A 22,548-nucleotide genomic window follows, 5' to 3' on the forward strand; every position below is an offset into this window, starting at 1 on the left:
CCTTGGGAGTGATGATGCGGTTCAGTCGGCTCGATGTCGTACCGGACTCGCCGGTCACTTCTCCCGATACTCCCGCAGGAGTCCTTTGCTGATGATCTGTTTCTGGATTTCGCTGGTGCCCTCGCCGATGAGAAGGAACGGCGCCTCGCGCATGAGTCGTTCGATCTCGAACTCCTTGGAGTAGCCGTAACCGCCGTGAATGCGGAAGCTGGCCTGGGTGACCTCGGCGCAGTATTCGCTGCATAGGTACTTCGACATTCCTGCGGCAACATCGTTGCGTTCGCCGGAGTCCTTGAGCCGCGCGGCATTCACCATCATCAGGTGTGCGGCCTCCACCTTGGTGGCCATCTCGGCGAGGCTGAAGGCGATGGCCTGGTGTTCGGCGATCGGCTTGCCGAAAGTGCTGCGCTGCTGGGCATAGCGCATGGCCAGCTCGAACGCGCGTTGTGCGACACCGCAGGCGCGTGCGGAGACGTTGACCCGTCCCACCTCGACACCGTCCATCATCTGGCCGAAGCCCCGACCGGGCGCGCCGCCCAGGATGTCGTCGGCGGCCGCACGGTAGCCGTCGAAGATCAGTTCGGTGGTGTCGATGCCCTTGTAACCCATCTTGTCGATCTTCCCGGGGATGGTGATGCCGTCGACGACCTCACCGAAGCCGGCCGGCTTCTCGATCAGGAACGTCGTCAGGTTCTTGTGGGGTTTGTCCTGGCCCTCCTCGGTACGGACGAGCGCGGCCACCAGTGTCGAGCTCGCACCGTTCGTCAGCCACATCTTGGCGCCGTTGATGGTGTAGTCGCCGTCGGCCGTCCGTTTGGCGGTCGTCTTGATCGCGGCGACGTCGGAGCCGAGTTCGGGCTCGCTCATGGAGAAGGCGCCGCGTACCTCGCCGGTGGCCATGCGCGGCAGGAAATGCTGTTTCTGCTCGTCGGTGCCGTGTTGGCGCAGCATGTAGGCGACGATGAAGTGGGTGTTGATGACCCCGGACACGCTCATCCAGCCGCGGGCGAGTTCCTCCACGCAGAGCGCATAGGTCAGCAGCGATTCGCCGAGGCCCCCGTACTCCTCGGGGATCATCAGACCGAACAACCCCATCTCCCGCATGCCGTCGACGATCTCGGTCGGGTAGGTGTCGGCGTGCTCGAGTTCCTGGGCGTTCGGGATGATCTGCTTGTCCACGAACTGTCGGACATTCGCCAGGATCTCGGTCTGGATCTCGGTGAGACCGAGGGTCTGCGCGAGGCGGGCCATCGTGACCTCTTCTCTTCGTATGGCATCGCGGCGGACGCGCCCGTGGGTGGGCGCGCCGGTGAACCCCCTCAGCATGCCCCGTCGACGGGTGTGGGTGGAACGACGCGATCGACTAACGCATCCTTAGCGGCAGCCAATGATGCGTGGTTGTGACGTGTTACATCGCCTGCTGCGCCGTCCCATAGGCAATCGCAGTCTCACGATTCACGGAACGGACATTGCTCGTGATCACGACGAGACGCTTCAATCGAGTCGGATGTGATGCACACCACGTCAGCCACTCGTGACGAGACGGTCCATCCCATGTCTCGTGTCACCGTCTCGTGTCACCGCTCATCCCCCGGTTATCCGAAGGAGCTGCCCATGCCGACCAGCAGAACAGATCAGGACACGACCAGCAGAGACCTGGCGGTGAGCCACGCTCCCGTTCCCGCAGTGGCCGGCCGAGGCCGCGCCTGGGGTCTGACCTCGCTGCTCGTGGCCCTCTACGTCGTCAACTACGCCGACAAGGCCGTCCTCGGCATCATCGCTCAACCGCTGGCCGACGAGCTCGGCCTGCGGTCATCGCAGATCGGCCTGGTCGGCAGCCTGTTCTTCCTGACCTTCACGATCGGCGGCTTCTTCGCCGGCGCCCTCAATCGCTGGCTCACGCTCCGGTGGGCGTTGGTCCTGCTCGCGTTGTGTTGGGCGGTGGCGATGCTGCCGCTGGTGGCGGTCGCCGCCTTTGCGGTGCTGATCGTCAGCCGGCTCTTCCTAGGCCTCGCCGAAGGTCCGAGCTCGGCGCTGCTGCACACAGCGGCCTACTCCTGGCATCCGCCGGCGAAGCGTGCGCTGCCCGGAGCACTGCTGGCCGGTGCGGCATCGATCGCGAAGATCGCCGTCGCACCCGTGCTCGCGGTGATCAGCGTCAGCCTCGGGTGGCGTGCCGCACTGGTGGCCCTGGCGGTCGCCGGCCTGCTGTGGTGCGTGGTCTGGCTCGCGACCTGGACCGATGGCCCGTACATCTCCGGAGCCAAGAAGGCGAAGCAGACCGCCCTGTCGGACGCCGACGAACCGGCGGTGCCGTGGGTCCGCATCTTCACCTCGCGGACGTTCATCAGCGGCGCTCTCCTCGTGATGAGCGTGTACGCGATGGTCACCGTCGTGCTCACCTGGCTGCCGTCGTACTTCGAGAAGGGACTGGGATACAGCCGACTGCAGGCCGGGTCGATGTTCGCCTTCCCGTCGATCGCCGGGCTGGCGTTGATGCTGCTGACCTCCATCGTCGGCGACCGACTCATCTCGCGTGGCGCCACCTCACGCAAGGTCCGTGTCATCGTGCCGGCCGTGGGCGTTCTGGTGTCGGGTGTGCTGCTGAGCTTCCTGCCGTCGATCGGCACACCGGGCCTGGCCGTGCTGGTGGTGTCGGTGGGTTACGGCTTCGCCACGACCGTATTCCCGCTGTTCAACGCGGCGATCTCGGAGATCTGTCCGCCACGCCAGACCGCCGGCACGCTCGGGGTGTTCCTGGCGATCATGGCGATCGGCGGGCTCGTCGCGCCGTATGCGACCGGCGTCATCGTCGACAATGCGTCGAGCCCGGCGGCGGGCTATGCGACGTCGTTCCAGATCCTCGGGATCGTCGCGTCTGTGTGCGCGGTCATCGCTCTGGTCTTCGCCAACCCGGAACGGGACAAGGTGCTGGTCCGACGTGGTCTGGCAGCACCGTCGGACACCCCGGCGCACGGATCATAGGCGCGGGCTATCCGACCGTGAGTGTGAATCTACTTGTGATCCAACCGGCTTCGTGGTCGATTCGAGTAAGGGCCCGATGACCCTGCCACAGCTGTCCGAACCACACGTCAGTAGAAGGAAGTCCCATGCGTGATGCAGTGATCGTCGATGCGGTCCGTACCCCGATCGGCCGCCGGCGTGGCGCCCTGTCGGGCATCCATCCCGCCGACCTGTCGGCGCACGTCCTCGAGGCCCTGGTCGAGCGGACCGGCCTCGACCCGGCGGCCGTCGACGACGTGGTCTGGGGATGTGTCAGTCAGGCGTCCGAGCAGGCCGGCAATGTCGCCCGTACGGCGATACTCGCGGCGGGATGGCCGGAGTCGGTACCGGGCACCACGGTGACCAGGGCGTGCGGATCGAGCCAGCAGGCGCTGTCGATGGCCGCGGCCGCAGTCGCCTCCGGCCAGCAGGACATCGTGGTCGCCGGCGGGGTGGAGTCGATGAGCCGGGTGCCGATGGGCAGCGCCGCCCCGAACGGCGAGAGCCAGCCGGCCACGGTCCTCGACCGCTACGGTGTCGATCGCTTCAGCCAGGGCGTCGGTGCGGAGATGATGGCCGAGAAGTGGTCGCTGAGCCGAACAGCTCTGGACGAGTTCTCCTTGCGCTCACACGAACTGGCCGCGGCCGCCGCCGACGCCGGCGCCTTCGACGGACAGCTCGCGCCGATCTCCGGCGTCCTCGAAGGCGATGAGGGTATCCGCCGCGGCGGCACCCTCGAGTCGATGGCGGCCCTGAAACCGGCCTTCAAGGAAGACGGTGTCATCCACGCGGGCAACGCCTCCCAGATCTCCGATGGCGCCGGCGCGTTGCTGGTCATGGGTGGCGACACCGCCCGGGAGCGTGGCCTGACCCCCATCGCCCGGGTGCACACAGCCGTGGTCGCCGGCGACGACCCGGTGATCATGCTCACCGCACCGATCGCGGCGACCGCCAAGGCCCTCAAGCGGTCCGGACTGTCGATCGGTGAGATCGGCGCGTTCGAGATCAACGAGGCCTTCGCGCCCGTGCCGCTCGCGTGGCAGATGGAAACCGGTGCCGATGCGGCGCGCCTCAACCCACTCGGCGGCGCCATAGCGGTCGGCCATCCCCTCGGCGGTTCGGGCGCGATCCTGATGACGCGCCTGCTTCACCACATGCGCGACAATGGTATTCGCTACGGCCTGCAGTCCATGTGCGAGGCCGGCGGCATGGCCAACGCCACCATCGTCGAACTGCTCTGACAGCAGCGTGGGGTCTCGATACGTCGTCTCGCCTAGCGGCTCGGCGTCTACTCGACCGGCGGGTGGGCGGGGTCTCGATACGTCGTCTCGCCTAGTGGCTCGGCGTCTACTCGACCGGCGGGTGGGCGGGGTCTCGATACGTCGTCTCGCCTAGTGGCTCGGCGTCTACTCGACCGGCGGGTGGGCGGGGTCTCGATACGTCGTCTCGCCTAGTGGCTCGGCGTCTACTCGACCGGCGGGTGGGCGGGGTCTCGATACGTCGTCTCGCCTAGCGGCTCGGCGACTACTCGACCAGCGGGGTCGCCGGCTCGGCGACTACTCGACCAGCGGGTGGGTGCCGGCTCGGCGACTACTTGACCAGCGGGGGCGCCGGCTCGACGACTACTCGACCAGCGGGTAGGCGGTAAACCAAAGGAGAACAGTGGAACTCAAAGGACAATCGTTCGCGATCACCGGCGGGGCGTCGGGTCTCGGACTCGCGACAGCGAGCCGCATCGTCGACGCCGGAGGCCTCGTCACCCTGATCGACCTACCCACGTCCGACGGTGCGGCCGTCGCCGACGAACTCGGGTCGTCGGCGAGCTTCGCCGCGGCCGACATCACCGATCGGGAGCAGTTCGCCACGGCACTCGACATCGCGGACGACCGGGGTGGACTCCGAGGGCTGGTCCACTGTGCGGGTGCCGGACGACGCATGCGAATCCTCGACAAGGACGGCAAGGCCGGATCGCTCGAGGATTTCGAGTTCGTCATCAGGCTCAACCTGATCGGTTCCTTCAATGCGCTGTCGCTGGGAGCCGAGCGGATGGCACGGCTCGACGACCTCGACGGCGAGCGGGGCTGCATCGTGCTGACCGCCTCGGTGGCGGCGTTCGAGGGGCAGATCGGCCAGATCAACTACAGCGCATCGAAAGCCGGCATCGTCGGGATGACGATCGTGGCCGCGCGTGATCTGGCGAGCAAGCTCATCCGGGTGAATACCATCGCACCCGGAACGATGGACACACCGCTGCTGTCCCGGCTGCGTGACGACGTTCGGCAGTCGCTGGCCGCGAGCATCCCCAACCCGTCCCGGCTCGGGAAGCCGTCGGAGTTCGGTCAACTCGCCGTGTCCATCCTGGAGAACAGCTACCTCAACGGTGAGACGATTCGCCTCGACGGCGCAATCCGGATGGCACCGCGGTGACCGCGGCGATGGCGACCACCGAACTGCACTATCCCGACGTCGCCATGCCGGCGCTGCCGCCGAGCATGGCACGCATGTACGGACCGCGTGCGGCGGTCGTCGACGGTGAGCGGGTGTTGAGCTACGACGAACTCGACGTCGAAACCGCCCGCGTGGCCGCGGCGTTGCGGTCTGCGGGCGTCGCCGACCGCGACGTGGTGCTGCTGCATCTGGCCAACAGCATCGAGTTCGTCATCGCCTACTACGGTTCGCTGCGTGCCGGGGCCACCGTGACCCTGGTCAATCCGCTACAGCCGGTGCCGGGTCTGCGGTCCCAACTGGTGGAGACCCGCGCGGTCGCCGCGTTCACCGGGTCCGAACAGCTCGGTCGGCTGCTCGAAGCGGCCGAGGACTCCCACCTGCTGGCGGTCGTCCTGGCCGAGGCCGATGTGGAGTCGGCGCCCCGGGGCGTCGTCTCGCTGGCCGATTTCACCGCGGGTCACTCCATCGCGCCGACCACGACGGTCAGCGCATCCGATATCGCCCATCTGGCGTTCACCGGTGGGACCACGGGTGTGTCCAAAGGTGTCTCGGTCCTGCATCGGAACGTGATCGGAAATGCCACCCAGATGATCGCGTGGCGCGCCGACCATGAGGTCATCGAGGGCGGTGACGGCTACGTGCAGCTCCGTCCCCGTGGCGGCGAGTCCCGGGGAGTGGATCCCGGTGATGCGGCCTCCGTGGTGGTGTCGCCGCTCTTTCATGCCCACGCCCTGATCAACATGTCGTTCCTGCTGCTGTGCGGTGCCACCCAGATCCTGGCCGGGCGGTTCGATCCGGCAAAGATGCTCGAGCTCATCGAGCGTCACCGGGCCACCTACATCACCGGCAGCCCGGCGATGTGGCATGCGCTGGCAACCCATCCCGACGTCGCCCGGCGTGACCTGTCGTCGGTGCGGGTGGTGTCGTCCGGTGCAGCTCCGATCGACCGGGTCACCCTGACCAACCTGCGGTCGGCCTTCTCGTCCGGCTCGGTCGTCGAGGGATACGGTCTCACCGAGGCCACCTGCCTGGTGTCGTCGGCGCCGCTGACCCGCGGCGGCGAATACCGACTCGGCAGTGTGGGGTTGCCGGTCTTCGACACCGAGGTGCAGATCCGGTCCGTCGACGACCCGGCGATCGTGCTCGGACGGGGTGAGCGGGGTGAGCTCTGGGTGCGGGGACCGCAGATCACGGCGGGCTACCTCGGACATCCGGAGATCACCGCCGCCCAGTATGTCGACGGCTGGCTCGATACCGGTGACATCGCCTACCTCGACTCCGACGGGTACCTCTACATCTGCGATCGCGCCAAGGACATGCTGATCTACAAGGGCTACAACGTGTATCCGCGTGAGCTCGAGGAGATCCTGGTCACCCACCCCGATGTGGCGTCGGCGGCCGTCGTCGGTCGGGAGGCGGGCAGCGTCGGCCAGGAGCCGGTCGCCTTCCTCGTTCCGAAGGATGGCCACGTCATCGACGAAGAGGTCGTCGCGGCCTTCGTCGCCGAGCAGGTGCTGCCGTACAAGAAGATCCGTGACGTGATCGTCGTGGATACGCTGCCGACGTCGGCGGCCGGCAAGATCCAGAAGGTCGCCCTGCGCGAGCGCCTCGACACCGCCTGATCGCAGTCACGCCTTGTTCTTCCGGCGGAAATGCGTTCGTCCCCTTGACATTTCAAGGGGACGAACGCATTTACGGCGGAAGAACCGAGCGGGGCAGCCGAGCGGGGCAGCTGAGCGGTCAGCCGCGCTGCGCCTGCTTGACCAGGTTCCGGCCGACGATGAGGCGCTGGATCTCGCTCGCGCCCTCATAGAGGCGTAGCAAGCGCACGTCGCGGTAGATGCGCTCGACCGGGACGTCGCGCATGTACCCGCTGCCGCCGTGGATCTGCACGGCCAGATCGGCCACCTTGCCCACCATCTCGGTGCAGAACAGCTTGGCCGCCGACGGTGCGATACGCCGGTCGGTCTCATCGACCCAGGCGCGCGCGGCGTCGCGAACCATCGCACGGCCGGCCATCACTCCGGTCTGCTGGTCGGCGAGCATGGCCTGGACGAGCTGGAACTCGCCGATCGGCGTGCCGCCCTGGGTGGCGGTCGCCGCCCAGGCGACCGACTCGTCGAGCGCGCGCTGCGCGGTACCGACCGACAACGCCGCGATGTGGACCCGTCCGCGGGCCAGCGACGTCATCGCCGCCCGATATCCGACGTCCTCGCTCCCGCCGACCAGCGCGGAGTCCGGCACCCGCACCTCGTCGAAGTGGACATCCGACGTCCAGGCGCCTTCCTGGCCCATCTTGCGGTCCTTGCTGCCGACGGTGATTCCCGCCGAGTCGGCAGGCACCAGGAACACCGCGATGCCCGTCCCGTTCTTGTCGGCCGGGCGGGTCCGTGCGAACACCACGAAGAGATCCGCGAGCGGGGCGTTGGTGATGAACCGCTTCTCCCCGGTGATCACCCAATCGGAGCCGTCGCGGACCGCCTTGGTCCGCAGACCCGCGGGGTCCGAGCCGGCGCCGGGCTCGGTCAGTGCGAAGGACGCGACCACCTCACCGGACGCGATTTTCTCCAGCCACGCCGACTTCTGTTCGTCGGTGCCGAAACCGACGAGGACCTGCCCGGCGATGCCGTTGTTGGTGCCGAACATCGACCGCAGTGACAGCGACGTGTAGCCGAGTTCCATCGCCAGTTCGACGTCCTGGGTGAGGTCGAGGCCGAGGCCGCCCCACTCCTGCGGAATCGCGTATCCGAACAGGCCCATGTCCTTCGCGGTCGCCCGGATGTCGTCGGGGATGGCGTCGGTGTCGAGGATCTCCTGTTCGCGCGGGACGACCTTCTCGCGGACGAATTCACGTGTCGCGGCAAGAATGTCGGCGAAGTCGTCGGCGCTGACCTGCGGCGCGACAGGGGTTTCGGTGGTCGTCATGGCTTCACTCTGCGCCGCCGGCCGGTGCGTGTCCAATACGAACTGGTGCAACAGACCGTTAGCCGATACGAATGGCCACGGCTGACCACAGTGTCATCGGGGAGCCGAGGGGGACACCGCAGCGGTTCGAGGACGCGGGTCGACCGCACGCGTCCGGGTGCCCAGCCACAGTGCCACGCCGACCAGCGCGACGAGCAGGACCCCGGTGCCGAAGACTGTCAGGTCAAAGGAGCGGGCGTCCGCCCAGCCGGCTTCCTGGCGCGCCGACCCGCGGAGGAAGGGCACCACCACGAGTACCCCCACCGCGAGCATCGATTCGATCGCGACCACCTTCGGAAAGTGATCGACCGCGAGACGTAACGCCGACGAGTCGTCGCCGGATGCGCGGGCGGTGCGGATGCGCGGCAGCAGGACCCGCACGTTGTAGGCGCCGGCGATCAGCAGGCCGAGCACCATCAGGAGCTTGATGCCCAGGTAGCGGCCGTAGGCGGTGGTCAGCAACTGAGCGGGCGTCCCGACGTGCGACCACGCCAGCCAGGCGCCGCTCACCAGGATCATGCCCACCGCCCACAGCGCGACGAGACTGAACCGGGTCCAGATCTGTGTCCAGTCGTCGGTCAGCCGGCGCGAGTCGCCGATGGACAGTTCCTGCCGTTGTGCTCGGCCCGTGAGCCCGATGACGAGCATCACCACCAGCCCGCCGATCCACAGTAGTGCGCCGAGCACATGCAGGGCGGTCAGGCCGCTGCGGGCCAGGCTGTCGGCAGACAGCGCACCGAACGGGAGGTAGGGCACCATCGCCGTCGCGACTCCGACCGCCACACTGAGCCAGCCGAACAGACGGCCGGGACGCAGGTACAGGCCCACGAGGAACAGCACCGATACGAGGTAGCCGCCCAGCTGGATCAGGGCCAAGGTCCCGGCGCCGATCGAGCTGCCGTGACCGGGCGCGGCGTGGACGAACGCATTCACCACGCTCGGGTCGAGGCCGTGGACGAGACCGACGTCGGCCGACGAGGCAGCCGCCACAGCGAACTGGATCAGCGCGGTGAGGACCACGAAGGCGCTCACCGGGACGATGATCCGTCGCGCGCGAGCCGCCACGATGCCGCCGTCTCTTTCGGGCCGCGCGAGGTAGGCAAAGGTGAGTCCCATTCCGACCACGGCGGACAGCCCCACGTAGTAGAGGACGTCGGTGATGATCTCGGTGGCCTCCGGATTCGGTGGGACCTGTGCGGCGAGGGTGGCGACGGAACTCATGCAGATCAGTGAAGTCGACGTGCCTGCAAGAACGCTGTGAGGACACTGCGGCGTCTCTGCGTGCCAGGTCAATGATTCGTCCGGTGAAACGCTCCGATAGCTGATGCGAATGGTCACGACGGGTTCGAAGCGCAGATCGAGCGGTAGATTCAACGGCGACATCAATCGGCAGAAAGACGGTGACGCAGGTGCGATCGAGCCACAACCCCGCCTCCCTCGACGGACAGACAGCAGTGATCACCGGGGGTGCGCAGGGCATCGGCTTCGAGATCGCCCGCTCCTTCGTCGACGTCGGTGCCCGCGTCGTCATCGGTGACCTGAACATCGATGCCGCCCAGGCCGCGGCGGACAAGCTCGGCGGCGCCGAGGTGGCGCGTGCGTTGCGCTGCAACGTCACCGAGGCCGATGACGTCGATGCTCTGCTCGCGGACGCGGTTGAGAACTTCGGGTCACTCGACGTGATGGTCAACAACGCCGGTATCACCCGTGACGCCACCATGCGCACCATGACCGAAGACGACTTCGACCTCGTCATCTCGGTGCACCTCAAGGGCACCTGGAACGGCACCCGTAAAGCGTCGGCGATCATGCGTGAGGCCAAACGTGGTGCGATCGTGAACATCTCGTCGTTGTCCGGCAAGGTCGGCATGGTCGGGCAGACGAACTATTCAGCCGCCAAGGCCGGCATCGTCGGTATGACCAAGGCCGCGGCCAAGGAGATGGCCCACCACGGCGTGCGGGTCAACGCGATTCAGCCCGGGCTCATCCGGTCCGCGATGACCGAGGCGATGCCGCAGAAGGCCTGGGACGCGAAAATGGCCGAGATCCCGATGCAGCGCGCCGGTGAGGTCGAGGAGGTCGCCTCGGTCGCCCTGTTCCTGGCGTCTGACATGTCCTCGTACATGACCGGCACCGTTCTCGAGGTGACCGGCGGACGGTTCATGTGAGTGGCCCGGTAGCCGGCTCACCATCGACATCGAAAGGCCTGCAATGAGAGACATCGTCATCTGTGAACCCGTCCGGACACCGATCGGACGGTACGGCGGCATGTTCAAGAACGTGACCGCCGTCGAACTCGGTGTCACGGCGCTGCGCGGCATGCTCGAGCGGTCCGGGCTTGCCCCGGAGTCGGTCGAGGACGTGATCCTCGGGCACTGCAACGGCAACAGCGAGGCGCCGGCGATCGGCCGGGTCGTCGCGCTCGACGCCGGTTTGCCGATCACGGTGGGCGGCATGCACATCGACCGCCGATGCGGGTCAGGTCTGCAGGCCGTCATCCAAGCAGGATTCCAGGTGGCCGGCGGCGACAACGACGTCGTCGTCGCGGGCGGAACCGAGTCGATGAGCAACGCCTCGTTCTACTCCACCGATATGCGGTGGGGTGGAGCCCGGTCGGGTATCACCATGCACGACAGTCTGGTTCGCGCGCGGTCCACGGCCGGCGGCAAGAACTATCCGGTGCCCGGTGGCATGATCGAGACCGCCGAGAACCTGCGTAAAGAGTACGAGATCTCCCGCGAGGAACAGGACGAACTCGCCGTCGAGTCCCATCTGCGGGCGGTCCGGGCGCAGAAGGACGGGGTCCTCGCCGAGGAGATCGTCCCGGTCACGGTGCCCGGTCGCGGCGGTGACCAGGTGATCGACACCGACGAACACCCGCGTCCCGACGTCTCCGTGGAATCGCTGGCAAAGCTCAAGCCGATCATGGGCAAGGAAGATCCCGACGCCACGGTCACTGCGGGGAATGCCAGCGGGCAGAACGACGCCGCGGCGATGTGTATCGTCACCACGCCGGAGATCGCCGAGAAGCACAGCCTGCGCCCCCTGGTCCGGCTGGTCTCCTGGGCGGTGGCCGGGGTGCCGCCGCGCACCATGGGAATCGGTCCGGTACCCGCCACCGAAAAGGCCTTGGCCAAGGCCGGTCTGACCCTCGCCGACATCGACGTCATCGAGCTCAACGAGGCCTTCGCGGCGCAGGCGCTGGCAGTCACCCGGGAGTGGGGATTCGGTCGGTTCGGCTCGGGCGGCGACTTCGACCGCACCAACGTCCACGGGTCCGGTATCTCACTGGGGCACCCGGTGGGCGCTACCGGTGTGCGCATGCTCGCGTCGCTGGCCCGCGAGATGGTGCGCCGGGAGGCGCGCTACGGCCTCGAGACGATGTGCATCGGCGGCGGCCAAGGCCTGGCCGCCATTTTCGAGCGAGTCGGATAGTAGACCAACCGCACCCGACCAACCGCGCCCGCCCAAACGCACCCGACCGCCCCTCGCCATCAGCACGGAGGTCGAGAGAACCCAAAATTCCACCGACAGCACCCTGCGATCCGGTGGTCAGCCGAACGAGCAGACCAGCCTTGGGTGCTGTCGGTGGAATATTGGGTTCTCTCGACGTGTAGCGAGTCCGGGCTAGTCGAGTGACCCCCGTGCGGGGCACGCTGGGACGCTCAGTTCATCGACGTCCGGCGTCGCCGATGAGTTCCACGAAGGCTTGGCCGACCGGCGACAGTGCGGCAGGGTCGTAGGCGATGGCGAAGGGCCGCACGAACCGTGGCTCCACCGTCCGGACCACGGCGCGGTCGGCGACTGACTCGGCCATGGTCTTCTCGAGAATGGAGCCGCCGATGCCGGCAAGGACCATCGGGAGGCGCTCCTCGCGATGTTCGGAGAGGACGGCCAGCGGCGGCCGCACCCCGGCGACCCGGATGGCTTCTTCGATCTCGTCGGCGACCGACTGGCCGCGCGGCACGAACACCATGGGGATCGACGGTAGTTCCTCCAACGGGATCGGGCCGTCGGGAACCTCGGTGCCGGGCGGATAGACGAGGAGGTATTCCTGTTCGCCGAGTACCACGACCTCCAGTTCGTCACCGGCGATCGGCAGGTGGGCGACCACGAACTCGCAATGTCCGTCCTCGATCACCGACGCCGCGCGCGTCTCGTCGCGGAGCTCGCCGAATCTCACCGTCACATGCGGGTATTCGTCCCGGAAATGTGCGATGAGGTCGATGATCGGCCCGCTCGCCACCGAGGGCGACGACATGATGTCCAGCCGCCCGGTGAGTTCGTCGGCCGACGCCGACAACATGTCCTCGACCGCGCCGACATCGCGGATGATCTGCCGCGCCGGGCCCACCATCGTGCGCCCGGCAGCGCTCAACACCATGCCACGCCCGATCCGATGGAACAACGGCACGCCCAGCTCCCGTTCGAGGGCCCGAAGTGCTTGCGACACAGTCGGTTGGGCGACACCGAGAGCGCCCGCGGCCCCGCCGATGCCCTCGTGCTCGACGACGGCGAGGAAGTATTCGATCTGTCGGAGTTCCATCGGCCCTACAGATCTGCGAACTCGGTCGGATCGCCGTCAGGTACCGCGGTGGCCGCTCCCACATGGCTTTTCGCAACCGCGATGAACGCCATCGCCGCCGGTGACGGGTGGCCGGAGCGCAACACCAGACCGAATGGGCGGGTCAGCGGCGGATCGAGTCGATAGCGTCGGGCGTGGGGCATCTGCTGCTCGGCCACCACGCGCGGGGAGATCGTGGCGCCGGTGCCGTGGGCGACGAGATCCCAGGTCGCGGTGGGATGAGCGCAATCCACCACGATGTTGCGTCCGTCGTCATCGATGACGTCGGCGAGCACATCGGCGCCCCCGGGGTCGCCGGTGTCGACGATGAGCGGGATCGACCGCACAGTGTGCCGCGGCACCGGATCGGTGAGCGACGAGTCCAGCCGGTGCGGCACGGCCAGCACGAGTTCCTGATCACCGAGCGGTATCACGGTGAAAGTCGCGTGTTCGGCCGCGGCGTCCATCAGACCGACCTCGGCGTCACCCCGCCGCAGCGCCGCCAGCACACCGCTGGGCCCGTCCGCGGCGACGACCCGCACGGCCAGGCGCGGGAATCGCTCGCGGAAGACGCGGACCATCTCGACCATCGGATCGAGACTGAACGCGGCATGGGTGACGACGTCGACCCGGCCGGCCCTCAGTTCGCGGACCGAATCGACCTTCGCCTTGGCGCGGTCGACGTCGGCGAGGATGCGGCGCGCCGCGACGTCGAGTTTGCGTCCCGCCTCGGTGAGTTCGAGGCGCCGACCCGACCGGTCGAACAAGGTCACCCCCAGTCGTCGCTCCAGCGTTCGGATGGCCTGCGACAGTGAGGGTTGCGAGATGTACAGGGACTGGGCCGCCTTGGTGATCCCGCCATGATCGACCACCGCAACGAAGTACGTGACGAGGTGCAGGTCCACAGGGCTATCGTACGGAGCGCGAACTCCCGTCGATCACTTTCCGGTCCAGTTCGGGGCGCGCTTCTCCGCGAACGCCAACGCACCCTCCTGGGCGTCCTGCGACGAGAACACCGGTGCCAGGTACTCCCACTGTGCCTTGACCAGATCGGGGTCGGTGTAGCGGATCGCCATCGACATCACCTGCTTGGTCGCCCGCACGGCGAGCGGGCCGTTGGCGGCGACCCTCGCCGCGAGCTCACGCGCGGCGGCGAGCGCCTCGCCCGGTTCGGCCAGCTGATTGACCAGACCGAACTCGTGGGCCCGGGCGGCGGTGAGGGGATCGCCGGTCAGGGCCATCTCCATGGCGAGCTGGTAGGGCAATGTCTTCGGCAGCCGCAGCAGGCCGCCCGCCGCGGCGGCGAGACCGCGTTTGACCTCGGGGATGCCGAACTTGGAGTCACGGGCGGCGACGATCAGATCGGCGCTGAGCGCGAGCTCGCAACCGCCGGCCAGCGCCCACCCCTCGACGGCGGCGATCAGCGGTTTGGTGGGCGGTGACTCGGACAGACCGCCGAACCCGCGGCCCGGCAGGGAGACGTTCTCGCCGCGGGTGAAGGCCTTGAGGTCCATGCCGGCACAGAACGTTCCGCCGGCGCCGGTGAGGATGCCGATCGTGAGGTCGTCGCGTGCCTCGAGTTCGTCGATGGCGGCCGCGATGCCCTCGGACACCTCGAGGTTGACCGCGTTCTTCGCCTCGGGCCGATTGATGGTGATGACGGCGACGCCGTCGGCGAACTCGGTTTCTACTGCGCTCATCGGCGGTTCTCCTCTGTGATCGCGCACGCGGTGGGGGTGGAGGGAGCGGTGACGGACCGGGCCGGGGCACTCAGCGACCAGCGGATCGGGATGCCCTCGGTGGGCGTCAGGATGCCGCGCTGCTGGAGCACGATGAGGTGTGCGTTGGTCTCACCCAGCGCCATCCGGCTCAGCGGCACCGACAGTTGTTCGAAGGGGCGTGACCAGGTCACCGAGCGGGTGATCTCCCAGGCCGTGCTCTGCGGTTCGGCGGCGACGGCCTCGGTGATCTCGGCGAGCCGTTCCTCGTGATGGCCGAGCAGATGGGTGACCCGGTCGGCGAGTCCGCGGAACCGGTATTCGTGGGACGGCAACGCTTCGAGGTCCGGCAGATGTTCGGTGTTCGCCAGCGAGATGAGGTACTCCGACAGCGGGTTGTGGGATTGGAATCTGTTCGTCGACACATTCGGACTGATGCGGGGCAGCAGATGATCGCCGGTGAAGATGACGCCGGCGTCCTCGTCGACGAAGCACAGGTGGCCGGCGGTGTGTCCGGGCGTCCACAGCGCGCGGACATTCCAGCCCGGCAGATTCAGCGCATCGCCGTCGTCGAGTTCGACATCCATGGTGCGACCGTCCGGGAGTCGGGCGATCTCGCGGAAACCGGTGTCGACGACGTCGGTCGGCGCGCCGTGGATCTCGAGGTCCCGCTGGGCGTTGTCGATCTGCCGCTCGATCTCCGCATCGGTGACATGGTGCAGGTGACGGGCGTCGTTGCGGTGCATCGCCAGGACCGGGTCGGCGTGCTCGAGCAGGCGGGGGACCAGTCCGAAATGATCCGGGTGCAGGTGGGTGATCGACACGTGCCGGACGTCGGAGATGTCGTGCCCGGTGGTGTGTAGACCTGCCACCAGGGTGTCCCACGACTCGTCGGTGTTCCATCCCGTGTCGATCAGCGCCACCCCGTCGGGCAGGGCGAGCGCGTAGATGAGGACGTAGCGCAGCGGGTTCGACGGCATCGGAACCGGGATCGACCAGAGTCCGGGCCGGACCTCCTCGACCGGGGGCATCACCTTCTCCGCCCAGGCCTCGCGCTGACGATGGCCGGTGACCTCGATCGTGGTCATTTCACCTCCAGATGACGCCGCTGACGATCCGGACGGTTGCGGCGATCAACTTCCATCGGATCATGAGGGGTCCTTCATGTTCAAAGTGGGTCCGACTCAGACCCCATGAGGAACTACCTATGTCCATACCGTGGACTGGCCGTGCGCGCTGGTTGACGTGGCACGCGTGCGCGGGTGATCGTTCTTCGGTGACTGCCGATCCTTCCTTGTTGCCCCTTGACGGGATCACCGTCGTCGCCCTCGAACAAGCTGTCGCGGCTCCGTTGGCGACCCGCCACCTCGCGGACATGGGCGCGCGGGTCATCAAGGTCGAACGGGTCGGTGAAGGGGACTTCGCCCGCAACTATGACGATGCCGTACACGGTCTGGCCTCGCATTTCGTGTGGCTGAACCGCGGCAAGGAGTCTCTGGAGCTGGATCTCAAGACCTCGGAGGGTCGCGACATCCTGCACCGGCTCATCGCCCGGTCCGACGTGTTCCTGCAGAACCTCGCGCCGGGCGCGGCGGCCCGGCTGGGCTTCGGAGCCGACGAGTTGCGTGCCGATCACCCCGAACTCATCGTCGTGGACATGTCCGGGTACGGCTCGGCGGGACCCTACCGAGATCGCAAGGCCTACGACATGCTGGTGCAGGCCGAGGCCGGGCTGATCTCGGTGACGGGCAGCCCCGACGAGGCGGCGAAGACGGGTATCCCGACGTCGGACATCGCCGCGGGGATGTACGCGCTCACGTCGATCCTGAGTGCCCTGGTACGTCGCGGGACGAGCGGTGCCGGAGCATCCGTCGCGGTGTCCATGTTCGATGCGACCGTCGAGTGGATGGGCCACCCGATGTACATGCGTCTGTACGGAGACCGCCAGATCCAGCGATCCGGTGTCGGGCACGCGGCCATCGTGCCCTACGACCGGTACCCGACAAGTGACGGCGAGATCCTCATCGGGGTGCAGAACGACCGTGGTTGGCGGGTGCTGATCGCCGACGTGCTGGCGCGTCCGGAACTCGCCGACGACCCGCGCTACGCCACCAACATCGAGAGGGTGCGGCGACGCGCGGAGGTGGATGCGCTCGTGGCGGCAGAGACCAAACGCTTCACGTCCGACGAGCTCGACGACAAGCTCGCGGCAGCAGGTATCCCGGCCGCCGAGCTCCGCGAGCTCGACGGCGTCGTCGCACATCCGCAACTGGCCGAACGCGACCGGTGGCGCGACGTCGACACCGAGGCCGGCCCGATCCGTGCGCTGCTGCCCCCGATGACCTTCGCCGACGTCGAGATGCGGATGGGTGCCGTGCCATCACTCGGTGAGCACACCGAGGCGATCCTTGCGGAGCTTCAAGACCCTTGGTGAGCTTGGTGACCTTGGTCTCCCAACCCGCCCGGCGGAGGCTGAGAGAACTCATGTTCACGTCGATGGAAGCCTTTCGCGCCGAGAGAACCCAGAATTTCGCCGAGAGAACCCCGGATTTGCAGCGAGAGAATCACTTTCGCGACAAGGCCGGGTTCTCTCGACGAAATTCTGGGTTCTCTCGGCCTCCGTCTGGCGGGTTGGGAGCCCAAGTCACCAGGTTCTGTCGGGCGCCGTGGAGGGGTTGGGAGCCAAAGTCACCACGGGTTTTGGGTGTCGGCACCGAGCTCTCGGGCCGGGGCGGTGAAGTAGTGCTCGCCGTCGAAGGCGGCGGGGAGGCCGGCGGCGAGGAAGCGGCCGATGCGGGGCTGATCGAGCTCGGCGAACATCGGGTTGGTGGCGAGTTCGCCACTGGCGACGACGTCGTCGAAGCTGCGATATTGCTGCGAGAGCACCGATGACTTCTCCAGGGCCGCAGCCACCTCGGTGCTGGTGTGGCGGGCGAACCAGGGTGCGAACAACGCGTTGAGTACGGCCCGGTGGGTGAATCGGTCGTCCTCGCGGCGGAAGTCGGCGCCGAGCGCCTTTTCCACCGCCTCGACCGCATCGCTCACCTCGGTGAGCTCGACGAGATCACGGAAATGGCGGGGTGTGAGTGCCACGAGCATGAAGCGACCGCCGTCGGATGCCTCGAAATCGGTTCCGTACGTGCCGTATACATCGTTCCCGGTACCCACCCGACCGGTGCCGTTCACCTGCGGCTCGGTCAGATAGCCGAGCGTGCTGGCGATCGAGAGTGCGGTGTCCTCCAGCGGAAGCGTGATGTGGGCGCCCACCCCGGAGGCCTCTCGTCGCCGGACCGCGGCCGAGATGGCCAGGGCCGCATAGAGTCCGCACACGACGTCCCACGCCGGCAGAACATGATTGACCGGCTCGGTGTGCTCGACCGGGCCGGTGACCATCGGGAACCCGAGTCCGGCGTTGACCGTGTAGTCGACGCCGGGGGTGCCGTCGGTGCGGCCGAGGATCTCGCACGTGATGACATCGGGGCGCAGTGTGCTCAGCGTCTCGTGGCTCATCCACGACCGGCCGGCCTGGTTGGTCAGCAGGATGCCGCCGCCGGCGCCGGATTCGGTCACCAGTCGTTGCACCAAGGCCTGCCCCGACTCGCTGCGCAGGTCGGCGGTGACCGACTGCTTGCCCTTGTTCAGCCCGGTCCAGTAGATCGACTCACCGTCGGCGGTGACCGGCCAGCGGTTGATGTCGGCCGCGCCGCCGATCGGGTCGACGCGGATCACCTCGGCACCGAGTTGCGAGAGGGTCAGGCCCGCCAACGGCGACGCCACGAAGCTCGACACCTCCACGACGCGCAGTCCGGCCAGCGGCTTGTCGGTAGTGGTCACGGAAGTGCTCCTTCGATCGAACGGAAGTCGGTCTGGGTGAAACAGGCTGTTCGGGAACGGGTTACGCCATGAGTGCGGAATAGCGCCAGTCGAGGACCGGGCGTGTGGTGCCGTCGCTCTCGTGCGCGACGACGATCGAGCGGAGGTCCAACACACCGCCGTCGCCGTCGAGTGGGTTCGCCGCCTCCACGTGCAGTTCGCTGGTCAGCGTGTCACCTTCGTGGACCGGTCCGGTGTGATCGCACGACTCCCAACCCAGCACCGTGACCAGGTTCGGGAGCGCGCGGGTCGCCTGTGCCATCGCCAGCCCGATGGTGTGGCCGCCGTAGACCAGCCGCCCGGCCTGTCCGACCCGCGCGTCGTGGTGGGTGGCCGCGACATTCAAAGTGAGGCGGGCCAGTTCAGGTGCGCTGGAGACGACATCGCCGCTCGAACAGTAGACGTTGCCGGCGAGATCGGGGGAGAAATGCTGCCCGCCCACGGCATCCCGGTATGCCGACAGATCCCATTCGGGCAGCACCGGTTGAGGCTGCGGGTCCGGCCCGACCCGGGACAGATCGTCGGCGGCGGGGATGCGTTCGGGGTCGGCGGACGGACTCAGCGGAAGCATGGCGCACCGGTAGAAATCCAACACCACGTCGTCGTCCTGATTCGTCGTGACGATGTGCAGGGCGGCCAATCCCGTTAAGGCCCGGCCGGGTTTCGACTTGTTCTCGCGCAGCCCGACGACCTCGGTCGCGGTCGTCAACGTATCGCCGATGTGGGGATAGCTCAGGAACCGCAGTCCCCGATAGAACAGGTTGGCCTTCACGTGATGAGTGGCCAGCGTCGACTGGCCGATCGCGAGATCGCAGACCAATCCGGGGTGCGCCACCGGCGCCGAGTGCCCGGTGACACGGCGGGTGAGCGCCGCGTCGAGCGACAGGCGCATCCGATCGCCGAGGATCGCCTGGTGCGTGGCGGCGATCCCGGAGGTGATCGTGACCGACGGTGCGTCGTCAAAATGTTGGCCGACTGTCAGTTCGTCGAAGTACGGCCCGCCGACCGCGATCATCCTGCCGGTCATGCCGGATCCGCTTTCGCCAGCACCCGACGCGCCGACACCGCCAGCGCCTCGTCGAGCATGCGGCCGTCGAGCTTTGCGGCGCCGTCACCGCGTGCCGCAGCCTCCTCGAGTGCCGCGAGCACCCGTCGCGCGTCCTCGACGGCGTCCGGGTCGGGCGTGAATATGGATGTTGCCGTGTCGATCTGGGCCGGGTGGATCACCCAGGTGCCATCGAATCCGAGATCGCGCACCCAGGTCTTGGCATTGCGGAACGCATCGTCGTCGGCGATGGTCAGGTGCGGGCCGTCCACCACGGCCACCCCTGCCGCCCGGGCGGCCACCAGGACGGACTCCTGGATCGGATGCCACACCGACTGGGGCGCCGACGACGAACGGCCCAGCGTCGCACCGAGATCGGCATAGCCGATGATCACGGCGTCGAGCCGATCGGTGGCCCCGCAGATGGCGGCGATGTCCCGGATTCCGGTCGGCGTCTCGACCAGGATCTGCAGGCGCACTGGTGCGTCACCGAGAAGCCGATCGGCCTCGACGAGCTGTGCCGGCGATTCCGCCTTGGGCAGCACGGCCGACGACAGTGTGCCCATTCCGGAGCAGGCGGCGAGATCATCGGCGAACCATTCGGTGTCGAACGCGTTGATCCTGATCGACACCGGCCGGTCCCCACCGAACTCCGCCACCAGTTCGGCGGCGGCCATCCGGGCGGACGCCTTGTTCTCGGGGGTGACGGCGTCCTCGAGGTCGAGAACCACCTCATCGGCGGCGGACGCCAGGGCCTTGCGCGCCTTGCGGTCGTCGGAGGCGGGTGCGACCAGCACCGCCCGTCGTTTGTCTGTGTGCACGCGATCCTCGATCCATGTACGGCCAAATGTGCGGCCAAATTGGTCACCAAGACTCTTACCAGACCTGCGATGACAAGGGAAGTGATCGATCGCCTCTTGACAGCATCGGGCGAGCCAGGAAATATGGCCGTACAAATACAGATAAATGTTGAGTTCCAGCCGAGGTGGGTCCATGAACAGCCTGAACGCCGAAGAATCTTTCCTGGTCGAGACCGTGCGTGCGTTCATCGACCGCGACGTCAAACCGACGGTGCAGGAGGTGGAACACGCCAACGAGTATCCGGAGAAGTGGATCGAGCAGATGAAGCAGATCGGCATCTACGGTCTCGCCGTCCCGGAGGAGTACGGCGGCTCGCCGGTGTCGATGCCGTGCTACGCGCAGGTCACCCAGGAACTCGCTCGCGGCTGGATGAGTCTGGCGGGGGCGATGGGCGGTCACACCGTCGTCGCGAAACTGCTGGTGTTGTTCGGCACCGAGGAGCAGAAACAGACGTACCTGCCGCGACTGGCGACAGGCGAGATGCGGGCGACGATGGCGCTCACCGAGCCCGGCGGCGGATCGGACCTGCAGAACATGGCCACCGCGGCCAAGGAGGACGGCGACGACCTGGTGATCTCCGGGTCCAAGACCTGGATTTCCAACGCCCGACGGTCCGGGCTGATCGCCCTGTTGTGCAAGACGGACCCGAAGGCGCAGCCGCGCCACCACGGCATCTCCATCGTGCTGTGCGAGCACGGGCCGGGTCTGACCGTCTCCCGGGACCTGCCCAAGCTGGGCTACAAGGGCGTGGAGAGCTGTGAGTTGTCCTTCGACGGCTACCGGGTGCCGAAGTCCTCCATTCTCGGGACGACACCGGGCAAGGGCTTCGGGCAGATGATGAAGGGGCTGGAGACCGGCCGCATCCAGGTCGCGTGTCGGGCGCTCGGGGTCGCGACCGCGGCACTCGAGGATTCGCTGGAGTATGCCCAGCAACGCGAGTCCTTCGGCCAGCCGATCTGGAAGCACCAGTCGATCGGCAACTACCTCGCGGACATGGCCACGAAGCTGACCGCGGCCCGCCAGCTCACCTGGCACGCCGCCGACCAGTACGACAGGGGCGAACGATGCGACATGGAGGCCGGGATGGCCAAGCTGTTCGCATCAGAGGTCGCGATGGAGATCGCGTTGAACGCGGTGCGCATCCACGGCGGCTACGGCTACTCCACCGAGTTCGATGTGGAGCGCTACTTCCGCGACGCCCCTCTGATGATCGTCGGTGAGGGCACCAACGAGATCCAGCGCAATGTCATCGCGGGTCAGCTCGTCGCCCGGGGTGGCATCTGACGAGCGGATAGGATGCTCGCGATGGCTCACCGTGACCTCGCCGAACCCGCGTACCGCGCACTCGCGGGCACGCTGCGTACCCGTATCGCCGAGGGCCGGTATCGGGGCGGGGTCCGCCTGCCGACGGAATCTGAACTGTCCGACGAGTTCGGATTGAGCCGGCAGACGGTGCGCCGCGCATTCCAGGATCTCGTCGCCGAGGGTGCGGTGTACCGCGTGCCCGGGCGTGGGACATTCGCGACCGAGGGTGGCCGATATCTCCGGCAGCTCGGGTCCATCGAGGACCTGATGAACCTGTCCGACGACACCACCATGGAGGTCGTGTCATCGCCGCGACGGCAGGTCGACCTCGATGCGGCCGGTCGTCTCCGTCAGGACACGGATCTGGTCTATCGCATGGCCTTTCGGCGGTTTCACGACGGGATACCGTTTGTCCTGACCACCGTGTGGTGGCCGGATCAGGTGGCCCGGCTGGTCCTCGACCGGTCCGAGCTGGCCGTCGGGGCCACCAGCACCCACACCATGATCGGGCTGCTCGAACCTCACCTGCACCGTCCGATCGCCGAAGCAGCACAGTCGATCACGGTCGCCGCCGCCGACGCGACGGTCGCCGAGCAGGTGAACTGTGAGGTGGGCCATCCGATGCTGCGGGTGGACCGCCTCTACAGCGACGCCGACGGTGTCCCGGTGGAGCTCGCGGTCAGCTACTTCCTGCCCGAGCACTACACCTATCGCGTCACCCTGCGGCGCAGCACCGGCTGAGGTCGACGGCGGCGCAAGGCGATCGC

The 22,548-nt window shown here is 67.4% G+C and carries 19 protein-coding genes; 9 read left to right on the plus strand and 10 right to left on the minus strand.

Annotated elements, in window-relative coordinates; all coding sequences use genetic code 11:
* Nucleotides 1-54: 54 nt before the first annotated feature.
* A complete protein-coding gene (locus ACVT6V_RS09875) occupies nt 55-1,251 on the minus strand; it encodes an acyl-CoA dehydrogenase family protein (protein WP_489899629.1) in 1,197 nt (398 codons plus the stop codon).
* Nucleotides 1,252-1,614: 363 nt separating this feature from the next.
* Between ACVT6V_RS09875 and ACVT6V_RS09880 the strand changes: the two genes are divergently transcribed.
* The 4 genes from ACVT6V_RS09880 to ACVT6V_RS09895 all read left to right on the plus strand — a co-directional run bounded on the left by ACVT6V_RS09880 (nt 1,615) and on the right by ACVT6V_RS09895 (nt 7,073).
* Nucleotides 1,615-2,985: an MFS transporter gene (locus ACVT6V_RS09880; RefSeq protein WP_489899630.1), complete on the plus strand. Its 1,371-nt coding sequence runs from the start codon at nt 1,615-1,617 to the stop codon at nt 2,983-2,985.
* A gap of 125 nt (nt 2,986-3,110) precedes the next feature.
* The gene (locus ACVT6V_RS09885) at nt 3,111-4,244 is read left to right on the plus strand and encodes a thiolase family protein (protein ID WP_489899631.1); all 1,134 of its coding nucleotides are present in this window, start codon (nt 3,111-3,113) and stop codon (nt 4,242-4,244) included.
* Between the two features lie 421 nt (nt 4,245-4,665).
* Nucleotides 4,666-5,430 carry an SDR family NAD(P)-dependent oxidoreductase gene (locus ACVT6V_RS09890; RefSeq protein WP_489899632.1) on the plus strand — a complete coding sequence of 255 codons (765 nt, stop codon included), beginning with the start codon at nt 4,666-4,668 and terminating at the stop codon, nt 5,428-5,430.
* A gap of 8 nt (nt 5,431-5,438) precedes the next feature.
* Nucleotides 5,439-7,073: a class I adenylate-forming enzyme family protein gene (locus tag ACVT6V_RS09895; RefSeq protein ID WP_489899633.1), complete on the plus strand. Its 1,635-nt coding sequence runs from the start codon at nt 5,439-5,441 to the stop codon at nt 7,071-7,073.
* A gap of 118 nt (nt 7,074-7,191) precedes the next feature.
* On the opposite strand, the gene ACVT6V_RS09900 is transcribed toward ACVT6V_RS09895, so the two are convergent.
* Nucleotides 7,192-8,376 (minus strand): acyl-CoA dehydrogenase family protein, encoded by a 1,185-nt coding sequence (locus ACVT6V_RS09900; protein WP_489899634.1) that lies wholly within the window; start codon nt 8,374-8,376, stop codon nt 7,192-7,194.
* 93 nt (nt 8,377-8,469) lie between these two features.
* On the minus strand, nt 8,470-9,636 hold the full coding sequence (locus ACVT6V_RS09905) for a copper resistance D family protein (RefSeq protein WP_489899635.1): 1,167 nt from the start codon (nt 9,634-9,636) through the stop codon (nt 8,470-8,472).
* A 188-nt stretch (nt 9,637-9,824) separates the two neighbouring features.
* On the opposite strand from ACVT6V_RS09905, the gene fabG reads away from it, so the two are divergent.
* Together fabG and ACVT6V_RS09915 are read left to right on the plus strand one after the other, a co-directional pair.
* The gene (fabG, locus tag ACVT6V_RS09910; protein ID WP_489899636.1) at nt 9,825-10,583 is read left to right on the plus strand and encodes a 3-oxoacyl-ACP reductase FabG; all 759 of its coding nucleotides are present in this window, start codon (nt 9,825-9,827) and stop codon (nt 10,581-10,583) included.
* Nucleotides 10,584-10,626: 43 nt separating this feature from the next.
* On the plus strand, nt 10,627-11,850 hold the full coding sequence (locus tag ACVT6V_RS09915; protein WP_489899637.1) for an acetyl-CoA C-acetyltransferase: 1,224 nt from the start codon (nt 10,627-10,629) through the stop codon (nt 11,848-11,850).
* Nucleotides 11,851-12,085: 235 nt separating this feature from the next.
* Here ACVT6V_RS09915 and ACVT6V_RS09920 read toward each other — a convergent pair whose 3' ends face one another.
* From ACVT6V_RS09920 to ACVT6V_RS09935, 4 genes are read right to left on the minus strand one after another with little or no spacing between them, the layout of a single operon-like run.
* Nucleotides 12,086-12,961: a LysR family transcriptional regulator gene (locus ACVT6V_RS09920; protein ID WP_489899638.1), complete on the minus strand. Its 876-nt coding sequence runs from the start codon at nt 12,959-12,961 to the stop codon at nt 12,086-12,088.
* Between the two features lie 5 nt (nt 12,962-12,966).
* A complete protein-coding gene (locus ACVT6V_RS09925; protein WP_489899639.1) occupies nt 12,967-13,884 on the minus strand; it encodes a LysR family transcriptional regulator in 918 nt (305 codons plus the stop codon).
* A gap of 33 nt (nt 13,885-13,917) precedes the next feature.
* Complete coding sequence (locus ACVT6V_RS09930; protein WP_489899640.1) at nt 13,918-14,679, minus strand: crotonase/enoyl-CoA hydratase family protein; 762 nt, start codon at nt 14,677-14,679, stop codon at nt 13,918-13,920.
* The gene (locus ACVT6V_RS09935; protein WP_489899641.1) at nt 14,676-15,785 is read right to left on the minus strand and encodes an MBL fold metallo-hydrolase; all 1,110 of its coding nucleotides are present in this window, start codon (nt 15,783-15,785) and stop codon (nt 14,676-14,678) included. Before ACVT6V_RS09935 ends, ACVT6V_RS09930 begins: the two co-directional genes overlap by 4 nt.
* Before the next feature lie 188 nt (nt 15,786-15,973).
* On the opposite strand from ACVT6V_RS09935, the gene ACVT6V_RS09940 reads away from it, so the two are divergent.
* Nucleotides 15,974-17,131, plus strand: a complete 1,158-nt coding sequence (locus tag ACVT6V_RS09940; RefSeq protein WP_489899642.1) for a CaiB/BaiF CoA transferase family protein — start codon at nt 15,974-15,976, stop codon at nt 17,129-17,131.
* Nucleotides 17,132-17,385: 254 nt separating this feature from the next.
* Here ACVT6V_RS09940 and ACVT6V_RS09945 read toward each other — a convergent pair whose 3' ends face one another.
* The 3 genes from ACVT6V_RS09945 to ACVT6V_RS09955 form a co-directional block, all read right to left on the minus strand.
* Complete coding sequence (locus ACVT6V_RS09945; RefSeq protein WP_489899643.1) at nt 17,386-18,531, minus strand: CoA transferase; 1,146 nt, start codon at nt 18,529-18,531, stop codon at nt 17,386-17,388.
* Nucleotides 18,532-18,592: 61 nt separating this feature from the next.
* Nucleotides 18,593-19,597 (minus strand): MaoC family dehydratase, encoded by a 1,005-nt coding sequence (locus tag ACVT6V_RS09950; RefSeq protein ID WP_489899644.1) that lies wholly within the window; start codon nt 19,595-19,597, stop codon nt 18,593-18,595.
* Nucleotides 19,594-20,436 (minus strand): HpcH/HpaI aldolase/citrate lyase family protein, encoded by an 843-nt coding sequence (locus tag ACVT6V_RS09955; protein ID WP_489899645.1) that lies wholly within the window; start codon nt 20,434-20,436, stop codon nt 19,594-19,596. Before ACVT6V_RS09955 ends, ACVT6V_RS09950 begins: the two co-directional genes overlap by 4 nt.
* A 172-nt stretch (nt 20,437-20,608) precedes the next feature.
* Between ACVT6V_RS09955 and ACVT6V_RS09960 the strand changes: the two genes are divergently transcribed.
* Nucleotides 20,609-21,760 (plus strand): acyl-CoA dehydrogenase family protein, encoded by a 1,152-nt coding sequence (locus ACVT6V_RS09960; RefSeq protein WP_489899646.1) that lies wholly within the window; start codon nt 20,609-20,611, stop codon nt 21,758-21,760.
* Nucleotides 21,761-21,781: 21 nt separating this feature from the next.
* Nucleotides 21,782-22,522, plus strand: a complete 741-nt coding sequence (locus ACVT6V_RS09965) for a GntR family transcriptional regulator (protein ID WP_489899647.1) — start codon at nt 21,782-21,784, stop codon at nt 22,520-22,522.
* Nucleotides 22,523-22,548: the final 26 nt, after the last annotated feature.

It is taken from the genome of Gordonia sp. LMA167 (assembly GCF_058130025.1).